Source organism: Pseudomonas sp. GW821-FHT10B02 (assembly GCF_059415665.1).
Genome location: NZ_JBWKNR010000008.1, coordinates 33,478 through 48,147, shown reverse-complemented (window position 1 = coordinate 48,147; position 14,670 = coordinate 33,478). Strand labels below are relative to the sequence as shown.

The 14,670-nt window shown below is 61.8% G+C and carries 15 protein-coding genes, 1 tRNA gene and 1 pseudogene; 11 read left to right on the top strand and 6 right to left on the bottom strand.

Features of this window, described 5'->3' with window-relative positions:
* Positions 1-16: 16 nt before the first annotated feature.
* Positions 17-973: a sugar ABC transporter substrate-binding protein gene (locus tag AC07OF_RS13650; protein ID WP_495072992.1), complete on the bottom strand. Its 957-nt coding sequence runs from the start codon at positions 971-973 to the stop codon at positions 17-19.
* Between the two features lie 334 nt (positions 974-1,307).
* Here AC07OF_RS13650 and AC07OF_RS13645 point away from each other — a divergent pair, with 334 nt between their 5' ends.
* The 3 genes from AC07OF_RS13645 to AC07OF_RS13635 all read left to right on the top strand — a co-directional run bounded on the left by AC07OF_RS13645 (position 1,308) and on the right by AC07OF_RS13635 (position 3,528).
* Positions 1,308-2,396, top strand: coding sequence for an asparaginase (locus tag AC07OF_RS13645; RefSeq protein WP_495072991.1), 1,089 nt, complete (start codon positions 1,308-1,310; stop codon positions 2,394-2,396).
* 166 nt (positions 2,397-2,562) lie between these two features.
* Positions 2,563-2,832 (top strand): DUF1654 domain-containing protein, encoded by a 270-nt coding sequence (locus tag AC07OF_RS13640; RefSeq protein WP_495072990.1) that lies wholly within the window; start codon positions 2,563-2,565, stop codon positions 2,830-2,832.
* A 6-nt stretch (positions 2,833-2,838) separates the two neighbouring features.
* Entirely contained in the window at positions 2,839-3,528 is a 690-nt protein-coding gene (locus AC07OF_RS13635; protein ID WP_157192023.1) for an endonuclease, read from the top strand.
* A gap of 3 nt (positions 3,529-3,531) precedes the next feature.
* Here the strand turns inward: AC07OF_RS13635 and AC07OF_RS13630 are convergent, their stop codons facing one another.
* The 3 genes and pseudogenes from AC07OF_RS13630 to AC07OF_RS13620 form a co-directional block, all read right to left on the bottom strand.
* Positions 3,532-3,957 carry an HD domain-containing protein gene (locus tag AC07OF_RS13630; RefSeq protein ID WP_157192022.1) on the bottom strand — a complete coding sequence of 142 codons (426 nt, stop codon included), beginning with the start codon at positions 3,955-3,957 and terminating at the stop codon, positions 3,532-3,534.
* A 13-nt stretch (positions 3,958-3,970) separates the two neighbouring features.
* Positions 3,971-4,087, bottom strand: a pseudogene (locus tag AC07OF_RS13625) (GNAT family N-acetyltransferase); the annotation flags it as partial.
* 155 nt (positions 4,088-4,242) lie between these two features.
* Complete coding sequence (locus tag AC07OF_RS13620) at positions 4,243-4,812, bottom strand: SPOR domain-containing protein (protein ID WP_157192021.1); 570 nt, start codon at positions 4,810-4,812, stop codon at positions 4,243-4,245.
* Between the two features lie 195 nt (positions 4,813-5,007).
* Here AC07OF_RS13620 and AC07OF_RS13615 point away from each other — a divergent pair, with 195 nt between their 5' ends.
* Positions 5,008-5,469 (top strand): cysteine hydrolase family protein, encoded by a 462-nt coding sequence (locus AC07OF_RS13615; RefSeq protein WP_495072989.1) that lies wholly within the window; start codon positions 5,008-5,010, stop codon positions 5,467-5,469.
* Between the two features lie 60 nt (positions 5,470-5,529).
* Here AC07OF_RS13615 and AC07OF_RS13610 read toward each other — a convergent pair.
* Positions 5,530-5,606: transfer RNA gene (locus AC07OF_RS13610), tRNA-Val, on the bottom strand.
* Positions 5,607-5,868: 262 nt separating this feature from the next.
* Here AC07OF_RS13610 and AC07OF_RS13605 point away from each other — a divergent pair.
* The 7 genes from AC07OF_RS13605 to AC07OF_RS13575 all read left to right on the top strand — a co-directional run bounded on the left by AC07OF_RS13605 (position 5,869) and on the right by AC07OF_RS13575 (position 12,983).
* The gene (locus AC07OF_RS13605; protein WP_495072988.1) at positions 5,869-7,194 is read left to right on the top strand and encodes an alginate export family protein; all 1,326 of its coding nucleotides are present in this window, start codon (positions 5,869-5,871) and stop codon (positions 7,192-7,194) included.
* A gap of 63 nt (positions 7,195-7,257) precedes the next feature.
* A complete protein-coding gene (locus AC07OF_RS13600) occupies positions 7,258-9,402 on the top strand; it encodes a methyl-accepting chemotaxis protein (protein ID WP_495072987.1) in 2,145 nt (714 codons plus the stop codon).
* A gap of 150 nt (positions 9,403-9,552) precedes the next feature.
* A complete protein-coding gene (locus AC07OF_RS13595; RefSeq protein ID WP_476445512.1) occupies positions 9,553-10,707 on the top strand; it encodes an amine dehydrogenase large subunit in 1,155 nt (384 codons plus the stop codon).
* Between the two features lie 13 nt (positions 10,708-10,720).
* Positions 10,721-11,260 carry a MauE/DoxX family redox-associated membrane protein gene (locus AC07OF_RS13590; RefSeq protein WP_495072986.1) on the top strand — a complete coding sequence of 180 codons (540 nt, stop codon included), beginning with the start codon at positions 10,721-10,723 and terminating at the stop codon, positions 11,258-11,260.
* Between the two features lie 3 nt (positions 11,261-11,263).
* Entirely contained in the window at positions 11,264-11,905 is a 642-nt protein-coding gene (gene mauD / locus AC07OF_RS13585) for a methylamine dehydrogenase accessory protein MauD (protein ID WP_495072985.1), read from the top strand.
* A 21-nt stretch (positions 11,906-11,926) separates the two neighbouring features.
* A complete protein-coding gene (locus AC07OF_RS13580) occupies positions 11,927-12,448 on the top strand; it encodes a methylamine dehydrogenase light chain (RefSeq protein ID WP_157192014.1) in 522 nt (173 codons plus the stop codon).
* A gap of 13 nt (positions 12,449-12,461) precedes the next feature.
* Positions 12,462-12,983 carry a cytochrome C gene (locus AC07OF_RS13575; RefSeq protein WP_157192013.1) on the top strand — a complete coding sequence of 174 codons (522 nt, stop codon included), beginning with the start codon at positions 12,462-12,464 and terminating at the stop codon, positions 12,981-12,983.
* 174 nt (positions 12,984-13,157) lie between these two features.
* Here AC07OF_RS13575 and AC07OF_RS13570 read toward each other — a convergent pair whose 3' ends face one another.
* Positions 13,158-14,645 (bottom strand): aldehyde dehydrogenase family protein, encoded by a 1,488-nt coding sequence (locus AC07OF_RS13570; protein ID WP_495072984.1) that lies wholly within the window; start codon positions 14,643-14,645, stop codon positions 13,158-13,160.
* Between the last annotated feature and the right edge of the window lie 25 nt (positions 14,646-14,670).

Here is a 14,670-nt window from a genome sequence, read left to right as displayed (position 1 = left end):
GGCGCACGCCATGCCGCTACTGGGTGACCAATTCGACCGGGGTCTGGATGACGTTGTCAGCGTCCACTTCAGGCTTTTCGCCTTTGAGCATCTTCAGCGCCGCCTCGATGCCGAACACCGCCTGTTTGGCGGCGTACTGGTCGGCGGTGGCAAGCACGCGGCCGTCCTTGAGCATCGGTTTGATCGCGTTGATATTGTCGTAGCCGACCACCTGAACCTGGCCAGCCTTGCCCGCCGCGCGCACCGCCGAAACGGCGCCCAGGGCCATGCTGTCGTTACCGGCCAGCAGCGCCTTGAGCTCGGGGTGGGCATTGAGCATGGAGGCGGCAACTGCATTGCCTTTGGCAATTTCCCAGTCGCCCGACTGCACCGAGACGATCTTGATCTGCGCGGCTTCCATCGCGTCTTTGAAGCCGGCGGTACGCTGCTGGGCGTTGGTGGTGGTCGAAACGCCTTCGATAATGCCGACCTGGTCACCGGCCTTGAGTTTTTCCTTGGCCAGGTACTCACCCACCAGACGCGCGCCTTTGCGGTTATCCGGGCCTACGAACGGTACGCTGAGGTTTTTGCTCTTGAGGACTTCAGGGTCCAGGCGGTTGTCGATGTTGACCACGGTGATGCCGGCGTCCATGGCCTTTTTCACCACCGGCACCAGAGCTTTGGAGTCCGCCGGGGCAATGACTAAGGCGTTGACCCCGGAAACGATCATCTGCTCGACAATGCGAATCTGGTTGCCGGAATCGGTCTCGTCCTTGATGCCGTTGGAAACCAGCTCGAATTCACTGGCGTGGTCTTTCTGGTAGGCCTTGGCGCCGTCTTCCATGGTCAGGAAGAACTCGTTGGCGAGGGATTTCATCACCAGCGCCACTTTCGGCTTGGCGTCGTCGGCCTGGGCCTGGGACAGGGGCATTGCGAGGGAGAGCGAGGACAGTACGGCGACCGCCAAAAGGCGTCCTGCGAACGGCAGCTTCATGTATTTACTCCGAATCTTATGATTTTTATCGGGTCGCAAACGTTTGCTTTAACTCACTATGGGAACGCAACCAGACTTTGTCAAATTCGACGGCGCAAACTTGCTGGAAGTTGCCTGTGGGAATTATCGTCAAATTACTCGGAAAACCGAACCCCCCAGATAGGGTTATTCGGGTTTTCGAACGCCAAGCCCCTCGTACGCCTTCGTCACGTCAAATGAAAACTCATATAAATCAATCGATTGAACATGAAACACGACGAACGGCAGAGCTGGCTCGATTTCTGCTCTTTCCTGCGGGTTACACAGCGAACTCCAGTCATAAGAGAGAACAACGATGAAAGCTGCGCTTCACTCCTTCGTTCCGGGCGCTTTGGCCCTGCTGCTGTTACTGCCCGCAGGCGTCAACGCCAAGGAAGTCGAGAACCAACAGAAACTGGCCAACGTGGTGATTCTCGCCACCGGTGGCACCATCGCAGGCGCCGGCGCCAGCGCCGCCAACAGCGCGACCTACCAGGCCGCCAAGCTGGGGGTGGACAAGCTGATCGCCGGTGTTCCGGAACTGGCAAACCTTGCCAATGTGCGCGGCGAACAGGTGATGCAGATCGCCTCTGAAAGCATCAGCAACGACAACCTGCTGCAACTGGGCAAGCGCGTGGCTGAGCTGGCCGACAGCAAGGACGTCGACGGCATCGTCATCACCCACGGCACCGACACCCTGGAAGAGACCGCCTACTTCCTCAACCTGGTCGAGAAGACCGACAAGCCGATCGTGGTCGTCGGCTCGATGCGCCCGGGCACCGCGATGTCCGCCGACGGCATGCTCAACCTGTACAACGCCGTGGCCGTTGCCAGCAACAAAGACTCGCGCGGTAAAGGCGTACTGGTCACCATGAACGACGAGATCCAGTCGGGTCGCGACGTCAGCAAGACCGTCAACATCAAGACCGAAGCCTTCAAGAGCGCATGGGGCCCGCTGGGCATGGTGGTCGAAGGCAAATCCTACTGGTTCCGCCTGCCAGCCAAGCGCCACACCCTGGATTCGGAATTCGACATCAAGAAGATCAGCAGCCTGCCCCAGGTGGACATCGCCTACGGCTACGGCAACGTGACCGACACCGCCTACAAGGCGCTGGCTCAAGGTGGCGCCAAGGCGATCATCCACGCCGGCACCGGCAACGGTTCGGTGTCGTCGCGCGTAGTGCCTGCCCTGCAGGAACTGCGCAAGGACGGCGTGCAGATCATTCGGTCCTCCCACGTCAACGCCGGCGGCTTCGTGCTGCGCAACGCCGAGCAGCCTGACGACAAGAACGACTGGGTCGTGGCCCACGACCTGAACCCGCAAAAAGCACGGATCCTGGCCATGGTCGCCCTGACCAAGACCCAGGACAGCAAAGAGCTGCAGCGGATCTTCTGGGAATACTGAGTCCAGTGCCCCGCCGACGCTTGCCCGCCCCGTAGGACGGGCAAGCGTACCTCCCCCACCCTCAGCAAAAAAACTTTAAACAGACCGCAGCAAACTGCGCGGTTTGCGGTCACATGCGCTCTTTCACTGACGAGCTGTTGCGAAATTGCTTACAGTAAAATACTGTATGCACATACAGCTCAATAAGGAACGTTTCGTGGCCACCACTTCCGCCCCTGCCAGCAGTTACGAGCAACTGGGCATTCGCATCCAGAAAATCATCAATTCACCGACGGCGCAAAAGTCCCGCGCCGCCTTGATCTTCCGCCTGGAGCACGAGTCACCTGATGACTGGGCCACCCTGCTCGAGGAAATCGGCGAGAACGACAACGTCACCCTCGCCTATCGCGATGACGGTGGCGTGCAGATTTTCTGGGTTGTGCCAAAGGAAGACTGAACCGGCATGAGAGTTTCGTTTTTTGCAGTTGCTTGCCTGCTGTTCAGTGTCACCGCCTACGCCGATGCGCCGCGCACCTTCAACGAAGCCAAGAAGGTCGCCTGGCGTTTGTATGCGCCGCAGTCCACCGAGTTCTACTGTGGCTGCAAGTACAACGGCAACAAGGTCGACCTCGCCGGGTGCGGCTATGTCCCGCGCAAGAATGCCAACCGCGCTTCGCGCATCGAATGGGAGCATATCGTTCCGGCCTGGCAGATCGGTCATCAGCGCCAGTGCTGGCAAGACGGCGGGCGCAAGAACTGCACGCGCAACGACAAGGTTTACCAGCGCGCCGAAGCCGATCTGCACAACCTGGTGCCGAGCATTGGCGAGGTCAACGGTGACCGCAGCAACTTCAGTTTCGGCTGGTTGCCAGAACAGCGCGGGCAGTACGGCTCATGCCTGACCCAGGTCGATTTCAAGGCCAAGAAAGTCATGCCGCGGCCGTCGATCCGCGGCATGATCGCGCGCACCTACTTCTATATGAGCAAGCAGTACAACCTCAAACTGTCGAAACAGGACCGCCAGCTCTATGAGGCCTGGAACAAGACCTACCCGCCGCAGCCCTGGGAGCGCCAGCGCAACCAGCGGGTGGCCTGTGTGATGGGGCACGGCAACGCGTTTGTCGGCCCGGTCAACCTCAGCGCCTGCGGCTAAGCATCAGGCCAGCGCCTGCAGGTAGGCGCTGGCTTGCTGGTAACGGGCCAGGCGCGCCATGTCTTCAGGGCCGGGGATGGCGATGCGCGAGAGATCGCTGTTGTCGGCAAGGTCAGCCAGTTTCACCACCCGCGCCAATGGATCGCCGCCCAGGCGCATGACGAACGCCTCATAGCTTTCCTGATCGCGGCGACTCAATGCCTGCACCGCCGCGAGGATCTTCAGGGCAAAGCCCTCGCGCGCCAGGTCCGACAAGGTCATGGGAGAGTCTTCAAGCACATCGTGCAACACCGCAACGATGCGCTGTTCGACGGTCGAGACCCGCATCATCACCCGCAACGGGTGCAGGATATAGGCTGCGCCGCCCTTGTCCTGCTGCCCTTCGTGTGCCCTGGCTGCCACCGCAATGGCTCGCTCCAGCGTAGACATAAGGCCCTCCCGCTCAACGTTCGCGTCGTTGCAGACGCGCCATGCTGTAGACATCGGTCAACCTGCCGTCACGCATAGCATAGTCGCGCAATTGTCCTTCGACTTCAAAGCCATGGCGTTTGTACAGGGCCTGGCGGGTTACCTGCGGATGACTGTACAGCGCGACCAGCCCTTCGATGTGCTGTTCGATTGCGCGCTGCAGGGTAATGGCGGGGGATGCTTCCTTCATCATCACGGCTCTCCTTGCGTTGAACCGTGAGTGTACGGGGCCGGGAAAGCTACTGGCTAGCGCGGCGCGTCGTGCTGGATGACGATAGAGTCAGTGCCCAGGCGCGCCATTACATCAGCCTGCCTGGCTTCGGCTTCGGCTTTGCTCGGGAACGGACCAAGCAATACCACCGGTTTGCCGTCGCGGTACACCACTGACGAAGGGATCTGTTTTTCGATCAGACGGGCAGTCATGTCGCTCAGGGCGCCCATGTTCGGGCCTTGCACGATTTCGACATCCCAGCCCTCAGGGGCGGGTTTATCGGCCACGGCTTCGGCGCTGCGTTGCAGCTCGGCACCGCCACAGGCTTCGCGAATGCGCAGGTTGCTGCCCTTGTCGGCGAGGACGATGTCGTAACCCTCGCCCTGCTTGAAGGCTACATAGCTGCGGTAAGGCAAGAAGGTACCGGCGTCATCTTTACTGCGCACCTGACCGCAGATTGTGCCCTGCTTGTCGATGCGCACGTTGCCGAACTTGGCCGTCTTCGGATTGGGCAACTGCTCGGCAATCTGCTTGTGCACGCCTTCGACTGCATTTTCGCAGCCGGCCAGAGCCAGTACTGCCATTACCATCGCCACTTTGCGCACGCGTCTATCTCCTGGATACAAGCGGCGGATTTTAGCATTTGTGCGCAGGGCAAAGGTTACAATCGGTGGCCTTATCGACCCTATCGCCGGCAAGGCCGGCTCCCACAGGGGCGGGTGAAAGCCGAACTATTGTGGGAGCCGGCCTTGCCGGCGATGGCTGCAAAGCAGCCCCACTGCATCCATCAAAGGAGCCTCATGCGCCAGGCACTGCTGATCATCGACGTACAACCCTCGTTCAACCCGCCGCAATGGTTGATCGACGGCATCAACGGCCTGCTTGGGCGCATGCCCTCGGTGGCCACGGTCGAGCGTCATGATGAAAGCCGCACGCCGTTCCAGCGCCAGCTCGGCTGGCAACCGGCCAAGGATGACGACAGCCTGATCGCTGCCGACCAGGTGTTCATCAAGTACGGCTACAGTCCGTCGCCAGAAACCATCGCCCACCTCAGGCAGCTCAACCCCGAGCGCGTGCTGGTGTGCGGCATCCAGACCGATACCTGCGTGCTGGCTGCAGGCTTTGCCCTGTTCGACGCCGGGCTGACCCCGACACTGATCACCGACCTGACCGTCGGTTCGTCCCTGGACCGCAGCGGGCAACTGGGCGCCCAATTGTGGACCCACCACTTTGGCCACACCACAACCAGCGCCGAGCTGTGATTCAGGCATAGCAGAATGCAAAAAGGGCGATCCTTTCGGATCGCCCTTTCTGTCGAGATTTGGTAGGCACAATTGGACTCGAACCAACGACCCCCACCATGTCAAGGTGGTGCTCTAACCAACTGAGCTATGTGCCTGCTGTGGGGCGCATAATACGCAGGTCTGTACCTGTCGTAAAGCGAAATCTTATAAAAAAACCAAAAAAATCAGCAGCTTTAGTCTGCGCTGAAAACGCGGCGCCTGCCGCCTGGGAACAAGCGCTTGAGCTGCACAGACAATCTGGCAGACACACGCAAACGGATGGCAAGCAGGCAAAAGGACAGCCCGAAGCGACGACTTAGTATCCGCAGCAACTCAACCGAGTTGCACGCCGACACTAATAAGAACGGAACCCCGTCCATGCACAAGTCGCCCTTGCTTCGCCTCTCCACGCTCGCCCTGCTGCTCGCAGCTGCCACTCAAGCCAGCGCTTATGAGCTGTATGCCGATGACAACAGCCACCTGAACGCCAATCTCGAAGCAGTGTTCGGGATGTTCCACAGCGAGGAGAATTACGCCATCAGCGGACGCTTGCAACAAGGCTCGTCCTCCTGGCGCGAGGGGTACATCAAATATGGACTCAGTGGCGACCAGAGCCTGGCCGGCGCCGGCACCGCCTATGGCGCATTCTCGCTGCTCAGCTCAGGAACCTGGGGCGACGGCGATGCCGCAGGCTTCAGCGATGGTTCCGAGCGCACCACCAAAATCGAAGACGCCTACCTCGGCTGGCGCTCCGGCAACCTGCTCCAGGCCCTCGGCGAGGATGGCATCGACTTCTCTTTCGGTCGCCAGAACATCAGCGTCGGCGACGGTTTTCTGATCCAGGGCGATGCGCTCAACCTCGGCAAAGGCCTGGCCGATGGCGAGTTCAACCGCGGCGGCGCCTACTACCTGGCCGCGCGCAAAGCCTTTGACCAGACCGCCGTGCTGCGCCTGGGTGGTAAACAAGGCTGGCGCAGCGACCTGATGTGGCTGAAGTCGGACAACCGCGCCCAGGCCAAGACCGAAATGTACGTAGCGACCCTGGAGCACGTAGCCGATGCCGGCACCGTAGGCCTGACCTACATCGACACCACCGATGTGGATGAGCAGTACGCATCGCCGGTCCAACTCGAGCGCGACGGCATGAAGACTTACAGCCTGCGTGCCGCCGGCAATGCCGGGGTAGAAAACCTGTTCCTCTCCGGCGAATACGCCAAGCAGGACAAACCCCACACCAGCACCGAAGACGCCTGGTACCTGGAGGCCGGCTGGACCTTCGCCGATGTCGCCTGGTCGCCGAATGTCAGCTATCGCTACAGCCGCTACTCGCAAGGCTACGACCCACTGTTCAATGGTTTTAGCCGTGGCTACGGCACCTGGTTCCAGGGTGAGGTCGCCGGCAACTATGCCGGCCCGTTCAACAGCAACACGCGCGTCCAGAAAGTCGAGCTCAAGGTATCGCCGCTGGAAAACCTGAACATCGGCCTGCTGGCATTCAACTTCGACACCATCGACCGTAACCTTGGCAACACCGACGGCCAGGAATTCAACCTGTATGCCGAATGGGCCGTCAACGAGCACCTGATGGTGATGCCGCTCGTTGGCCTGTACCAACCGGACAAGAGCGCGGAACAAGGCGGCACTCAGCTGGGCAGCAACAGCAACAACCTGTACAGCCAGCTGGTATTTGCCACCTCCTTCTGAAGCCTTGCGGGTGGCGGCAGCGCCGTCACCCGCTGAGCATTCGCCTCGATCCGGGTCCCTTTCATGCGCTCCAGTCTCCTGACTATTCAAAGCAAGATCACCCTGCTCGCCAGCCTCTGCCTCTTGTTGATTGTCGCCCTGTTGGTAGGGCTGTCGCTGTACCAGGCCGGGAACAGTAGCGAACAGGTCAAGCACGCCAGCAGCGCCATGCTCGCCAGCGCCGCCGAAAGCCATATGCAGGCACTGGCCAAGGTGCAGGCCTTGCAGGTGCAACGCACCTTCATGCAAACCCATGAGTACGGCCAAGGGCTGTCACGCTATCTGCTCTATCTGCGTCAACGCGCGCAACACGGTGAGCTGGCGCCGCAGCAATTACGCCAGGAACTGACCCGGCAACTGCGTCAGGCCTTGATCGACAAGCCCGACCTGCTCGGCCTTTATGTGATTTTCGAAGCCAACGCCCTGGACGGCGCCGACAGCCGTTTCGCCGGTCAGACCGAGCTGGGCAGCAACGAGGCCGGACGTTACGCCCTGTACTGGGTGCAGAGCACGCCAGGCGAACTGCAACCGGTCATCGGCGACGAAGGCCTGCTGGCCAATACCCAGCCCGGCCCCAGCGGCAGCCCGTACAACGCGTTCTATACCTGCGCCCGCAACCGTCAGGCGGCCTGCGTACTTGAGCCCTACTTCGACGAGGCTTCCGGTACGCGCAAGCTGGTCACCAGCATCGCTTTCCCGCTTATGGAAAACGGCAAGGTCATCGCTGTCATCGGCCTCGACATCAACCTCGCCGCCCTGCAACAGAGCAGCGAGGCCAGCAGCCGTGGCTTGTTCGACGGCAACGGCAGGATCAGCATCATCAGCCCGAGCGGTGTGATAGCAGCGCACAGCCAGGATGCCAAGCGCCTCGGCCAGCGCCTGAGCCAGGTCCTGGGCAGCGAGGCCGACGGGGTGCTGGGCGCTCTGCGACAAAAGCAGGCCAAGGTGTTCGTCGACCAGCAACAGATCAACGTACTCGAGCCGCTTGCCCCCATCACCGATGCCGCGCCCTGGGGCATCCTCGTAGGCGTGCCGCAGAACATCCTGCTGGCGCCAGCTGAGCGTCTGCAACAACAGCTCGACCGCCAGCGCGAACAGGCCACTACCCTGGAACTGCTGCTCGGTAGCGGCGCGGCCTTGCTCGGCGTGCTGCTGATCTGGCTGGCAGCCCTGCGCATCACCCGCCCGCTGCAGAGCCTGACCCACATGCTCGCAGACATTGCCGAGGGTGAAGGCGACCTGACCCGTCGCCTGGCTGTGCAGTCGCGCGACGAGATCGGCCAGTTGGCCAAGGCCTTCAACCGCTTCGTCGAACGTATCCACACCTCGATCGGTGAAGTGTCGTCGACCACTCGCCAACTCAACGAGGTCGCCACCCGAGTGGTCAACGCCTCCAACTCGTCCATGAGCAACTCCGACGAACAAGCCAGCCGCACCAACAGCGTAGCTGCCGCGATCAACCAGTTGGGCGCCGCCGCCCAGGAAATCGCGCGCAACGCCGCAGACGCTTCCCATCAGGCCTCGGACGTCCGGCAACTGGCCGAAGAAGGCAGCCAGGTACTGAAAAAGACCATCTCGGCGATGCACCAGCTGTCGAGCAAAATCAGCGCCTCCAGCAGCAATATCGAAATGCTCAACAGTAAAACCGTGGATATCGGCCAGATCCTCGAAGTGATCAAAAGCATCTCCGAGCAGACCAATCTGCTTGCCCTTAACGCCGCCATCGAAGCGGCGCGCGCCGGGGAAGCCGGCCGCGGCTTTGCCGTGGTCGCCGACGAGGTGCGCAACCTGGCCCACCGCACCCAGGCCTCGGCGCAGCAAATCCAGAGCATGATCGAGGGCCTGCAGGTGGACGCCCGCGACTCGGTCACCACCATGACCGAAAGCCAAAGCCACAGTGCAGAAAGCGTGACCATCGCCAATCAGGCCGGCGAACGCCTGGGCAGCATGACTCTGCGTATCGGTGAGATCGATGGCATGAACCAGTCAGTGGCCACCGCAACCGAAGAGCAAACCTCGGTGATCGAAGCCCTGAACATGGACATCAGCGAGATCAACACCCTCAACCAGCAAGGCGTGGAAAACCTCAACGCCACCCTGCGCGCCTGTGGCGATCTGGAACAGCAGGCTGCCCGCCTCAAGCACCTGGTGGACAGTTTCCGCATCTGATTCACACCGCAAGCACGGACTGGCACAGGCAAACAACGGGTTGGCAGGCACAGCAATGTCGCCTGTACGCCCTCAGGGCAGACTAAGCCTGCACAACCCTGCCAATGCCTTCGCGATCCGCTAAATCCAATAATTAAGGGAGCCCCCCTGATGCGAATAACCAGGATCCTTGCTCAAACCACCCTGGCTCTTGGCGTGTCGCTCGCCGGCGCGTACCCCGCCCTCGCCGAGCTGCCCGCTGACAGCGGCATCGGCCAGACCGTGTTGCCGTTCCCGCCATCGCCGCACCGCGCCTATATGGTCGATGTCGAGTTCGACAATTTTGTCACCGGCCGCGTGGTCGTGGTCGACCCGGACCAGAAGCGTTTCCTCGGCATGATCAGCACCGGCTTCGCCGCCCCCTCGACCCTGAGCCGTGACGGCAAGCTGCTGTACAGCGCCGACCTGTTCTATTCGCGCGGCACCCGCGGCACCCGCACCGACGTGTTGACCGCCTGGGATACCTCCAAGCTGGCACCGGAGTGGGAAGTGGTCATTCCGGCCAAGCGCGCCGAGTCGCTGACCCAGCGCTTCGGCCTTTCCACCAGCGCCGACGACCGCTTCGTCTATGTCTACAACTTCACTCCGTCGACCTCGATCACCGTGGTCGACACCCAGTCCAGGGCCGTGGCCGGCGAAATCGCCATTCCCGGCTGCGTGCTCAGCTATCCGGTGGGCAAGCGCCGCATCGCCTCGCTGTGCGGCGACGGCAGCATCCAGCTGCTGACCCTCGACGACAGCGGCAAGGAAACCGCGCGTACCCAGACCAAGTTCTTCGACCCGAATGCGGAGAAGCTGGTGGAGCGCGGCGTGAACGTCGGCGACACCTTCTACTTCACCACCACCACCGGCACCGTGTACACCCTGGACCTGTCTGGGAAGGAAGCGAAAATCCTGCCGACCTGGTCGCTGGTCAACGACGAAGAGAAGAAAGCTGGCTGGGCGCCGGGCGGCTGGCAGTTGATAGCTGTCGCACCAAAGCTCAACCGCCTGTACGTGCTGATGCACGACGCCCACGAGGCGATGAAGTGGGAAGACCCGAGCAACACCATCTGGGCCTTCGACCTCAAGAGCCAGAAGAAGATCGCCACCCTGAGCACCGAAGGCGCGCCGATCTGGAGCCTGCAGGCCACCAGCGACGACAACCCGCTGCTGCTCGGCATCAACGTCGGCGGCGGCATGGACATCTTCGACCTCAAGAGCGGCAAGCACACCGGCACGATGGAAAAGTTGCATAAAACCGCCACGCAGATTCTCAGCCACTGAGCGAGGTGAGTCCATGCACATCGATCCGATCCTGATCCTCGCCAGCGCGATCACCGTTGCGGTGATCCTGGCCAGCGCCGCAACCCACAAGCTCCGTGCGCCGGTACGCTTTCGCAAACAGCTGGAGGATTACCAGCTGCTGCCGCAGGCGCTGCTCAAACTGGTCGCCCGCGGCCTGCCGCTGGTGGAAATCGGCGTGGCCTTCGCCCTGCTGGTTCCGGCCAGCCGGCCGACCGCCGCCCTGCTGGCCGCAGCGCTACTGGCGCTGTACGCAGCCGCTATTGGCATCAACCTGTGGCGCGGTCGCGCCGACATCGACTGCGGCTGCTCGGGCCCCGACCAGGCGCAACCGCTGCGCCCAGTGCTGCTGGTGCGCAATAGCGTACTGGTGATGTTGGCGCTGGCCGCCGGCATCGCCCCGCAGGCGCGCGACCTCGGCTTGTTCGACGGCTTCGTGGTAATCGCCGCGAGCGCCGTTGCGCTGCTCATCTACGCCGCCGCCGAAGGCCTGCTGGCCAACGGTCCTCGTCTGTTCAAACTTATTGGAAGGTAAATTATGGAAGGCCTGATCGTCTCCAACATCCTGCTCTGGGCACTGCTGATCGCCCTCGCCTTCGCCGTGATGGGTCTGGTCCGCCAGATCGGCGTACTGCACTCACGCCTGGCCCCGGCCGGTGCACTGATGGTCGACAAAGGCGTTGCGGTCAACGAGCCGGCGCCACAAGTCACCGCCGCCGATCGCAACGGCCGCCCGGTCAACTTCGGCTACGCCGGTGAAAAAGCCCAGCTGCTGTTCTTCCTCTCGCCGACCTGCCCGATCTGCAAATCGCTGCTGCCGGCGATCAAGTCGATCGCCAAGGAACAAGCCAACCGCCTCGACGTGGTGTTCGTCAGCGACGGCGACATGGACGCCCAGCAGAAGCTGATCCAGGAACACAAACTGGAAGACGCCACCTACGTGGTCGGCCCGCAAGTCGGCATGACCTATCAGATCGGCAAGCTGCCCTACGCGGCGCTGATCGACCAGAGCGGCGTGTTGCGTGCCAAGGGCCTGGTCAACTCGCGCGAACACCTCGACAGCCTGTTCGAAGCCGAGCACCTGGGCAGCGCCACCCTGCAGCAGTACCTGCACGGCAACAGCGACACGCATGGTCATGCCCATGCCCATGACCACAGCACTCCACACTCCCACGCATAACGATAACGAAAGGACAGGCCCATGAAACTCCTCGACCTCCTGTTCGAGCGCTCTGCCCGCCACGTCGCCGACACCACCTCGCGGCGCAAACTCCTCGGCCGCATCGGTTCGCTGATGATTGCCGGCGCGGCCCTGCCTGTACTGTTGCCGATCGACCGCACCAGCAAGGCGCTGGCCGCCGACAAGCCGATGGCTGGCGATCCGGGTGACCCGAACAGCTGCGACTACTGGCGTTACTGCTCGATCGACGGCTTCCTGTGCTCCTGCTGCGGCGGTAGCGTGAATTCGTGCCCACCCGGCACCGAGGCTTCCCAGGTGACCTGGATCGGCACCTGCCGCAACCCTGCGGACGGCAAGGACTACATCATTTCCTACAACGACTGCTGCGGTAAGCACAGCTGCAACCAGTGCGCCTGTACCCGCAACGACAGCGAGGAACCGGCCTATCGGCCGTTCAACAACAACGACGTGAACTGGTGCCTGGCCGCCAAGTCGCACATCTACCATTGCACCGTGTCGATCATCCGCGGCATCGCGGTCTGAGGTGGCGACGATCATGCGCTCTTTGCTGATCATCGGTCTGACCTGCGCCCTGGCAGCTCCGCTTGCCATGGCACGGGCCATTCCCGACCCGAACCAGAAACACGCGCCCGGCAACGAAGCGGTGCAAACCCCTATCGCCCAGGCGGGCTACAGCGCGGCGGTGAACTATCAGTTGCAGTGCGCGGGCTGCCACCTCGGCGACGGCAGCGGCTCCAGGGCCAATGATGTGCCGCGCATGAAAGACTTCGTCGGGAATTTCCTCAAGGTCGACGGTGGACGCGAGTTCCTTGTGCGGGTGCCGGGTATGGCCCAGTCGGCACTCAACGATGAGCAACTGGCGGTGCTGATCAACTGGCTGATGCGCAAGGACGGTATTGCCGGTACGAGTCTGCCTGAGCACTACCAGCCGTACACCGGCGAGGAAGTGGCGGCGGTGAGACACAGGTCGGTGCTCAATGTACCGAATGCCCGTGCCGAGCTGATCAGTCAGATGCGTGCCAAGGGGATCGCGATAGAAGATGGTATGAGTTATTGAGAGTGTGCTGAGATTGAGCCCGCCTATTGGCGGGCTTTTTGTTGGGGGGTGTTGCGGCTGCGGGCTTATCCATTTTTTGTGGCGATGCTGCCGGCAGTATCGCCACACAAAATGGATAAGCTCGCAGCAAAAAAAATGGCAGGCCTATGGCCTGCCCGAAAGAGCAAAAAACAATCAGTGCGCGATACACACCGATTTGATCTCGGTATAAGCCTCAACCACCGCCCGACCAAACTCACGCCCCATGCCCGATTGTTTGACCCCGCCGAACGGCATGTTCGGATCGAGCAACACATGAGCATTGACCCATACAGTCCCCGCCTCGATACGCGGCACCAGGTTCATCGCCTTGGTCAGGTCATTGGTCCACAGACTGGCAGCCAGGCCGTATACGCTATCGTTGGCCATGGCGATGGCCTGGTCCTCGTCGTCGAACGGAATGACCGACAGCACCGGCCCGAACACTTCAGCACGAGCCACCGCCATGTCATGGTTGACGTCAGCGAGCACCGTCGGCTGCACGTAGAAACCGGCACCCTCCACCAACTCGCCACCGGTAACCACACGGGCGCCTTCCTGCTTGGCCGTCTCGATGTGCTTGAGCACACTTTGCTGCTGCTTGCGCGACACCAGCGGGTTGACCGCTGCGGCGGTATCCATGCCCGCTCCGATCGACATGGTCGAAACCGCTGCCGCCAGGCCGGCGACGAAATCATCGTAGCGCGAACGGTGCACATAGAAGCGCGAGGCGGCGGCACACACCTGGCCGTTGTTGAGCAGGCCACCCAGCAGCGCACCCTGCACGGCTTTGTCGATATCGGCATCAGCAAGAATGATCATCGGATTCTTGCCACCCAGCTCGAGCGCAAAGCGGGTCATGTTCTGCACCGCGACGCCGCCGACGATCTTGCCCACAGCGGTGGAACCGGTGAACGACACCTTGTCGATCTTCTGGTGCGAGGCAAGCGCCTGCCCGACGTTGCCCGCCCCGGTCACCAGGTTGAACACGCCAGCAGGAATGCCCGCTTCGATGGCCAGCTCGGCCAGGCGCAGGGCGGTCAGCGGGGTTTCCGGCGACGGCTTGATCACTACCGTACAGCCGGTGGCCAGTGCTGGCATCAACTTCCAGGTGGTGATCATCAGCGGGAAGTTCCACGGCACGATACCGGCCACTACCCCCACCGGCTCGCGGCGGGCAAACGCCGTGTAGCGCGCGCCCTCCGGCAACGGGATGGAGACATCGAGAGCCTGCCCTTCAATTTTCGTCGCCCAACCGGACATGTAGCGCATGAATTCAACGGTGGCCCCGACATCAAGCATCCGTGCCATGTTGATCGATTTGCCCTGGCACAGGGTTTCCAGCTGCGCCAACTCCTCTCCGTGCGCTTCCACCAAAGCAGTGAAACGCAGCAGGATGCGCTCGCGATCAGCCGGGCGCAGGCCCGACCAGACCCGTGCTTCGTGCGCCTTGTGCGCCGAGAGCACAGCGCGCTCGACCAGTTCGACGCTGGCGTCGGCCACCTGGGCGATGGTCTCACCGGTCGCCGGATTCAATACCGGCGAGGTGGCACCTTCAGGCACAACCCACTGGCCATCGATGAAGCAACCGTGCCGACGCTGCAGAAAAGCGGCGACCTGCGGCAGTACATCAACCTTGCTCATTGTCATTCCTCATCATTCATTGGGT

Coding starts and splice junctions, on each gene's coding strand:
- AC07OF_RS13640 (WP_495072990.1), top strand. CDS start 2,563: ATGCACATACAGCTCAATAAGGAACGTTTCGTGGCCACCACTTCCGCC.
- AC07OF_RS13650 (WP_495072992.1), bottom strand. CDS start 973: ATGAAGCTGCCGTTCGCAGGACGCCTTTTGGCGGTCGCCGTACTGTCC.
- AC07OF_RS13635 (WP_157192023.1), top strand. CDS start 2,839: ATGAGAGTTTCGTTTTTTGCAGTTGCTTGCCTGCTGTTCAGTGTCACC.
- AC07OF_RS13570 (WP_495072984.1), bottom strand. CDS start 14,645: ATGAGCAAGGTTGATGTACTGCCGCAGGTCGCCGCTTTTCTGCAGCGT.
- AC07OF_RS13575 (WP_157192013.1), top strand. CDS start 12,462: ATGCGCTCTTTGCTGATCATCGGTCTGACCTGCGCCCTGGCAGCTCCG.
- AC07OF_RS13605 (WP_495072988.1), top strand. CDS start 5,869: ATGCACAAGTCGCCCTTGCTTCGCCTCTCCACGCTCGCCCTGCTGCTC.
- mauD (WP_495072985.1), top strand. CDS start 11,264: ATGGAAGGCCTGATCGTCTCCAACATCCTGCTCTGGGCACTGCTGATC.
- AC07OF_RS13580 (WP_157192014.1), top strand. CDS start 11,927: ATGAAACTCCTCGACCTCCTGTTCGAGCGCTCTGCCCGCCACGTCGCC.
- AC07OF_RS13645 (WP_495072991.1), top strand. CDS start 1,308: ATGAAAGCTGCGCTTCACTCCTTCGTTCCGGGCGCTTTGGCCCTGCTG.
- AC07OF_RS13600 (WP_495072987.1), top strand. CDS start 7,258: ATGCGCTCCAGTCTCCTGACTATTCAAAGCAAGATCACCCTGCTCGCC.
- AC07OF_RS13595 (WP_476445512.1), top strand. CDS start 9,553: ATGCGAATAACCAGGATCCTTGCTCAAACCACCCTGGCTCTTGGCGTG.
- AC07OF_RS13615 (WP_495072989.1), top strand. CDS start 5,008: ATGCGCCAGGCACTGCTGATCATCGACGTACAACCCTCGTTCAACCCG.
- AC07OF_RS13630 (WP_157192022.1), bottom strand. CDS start 3,957: ATGTCTACGCTGGAGCGAGCCATTGCGGTGGCAGCCAGGGCACACGAA.
- AC07OF_RS13590 (WP_495072986.1), top strand. CDS start 10,721: ATGCACATCGATCCGATCCTGATCCTCGCCAGCGCGATCACCGTTGCG.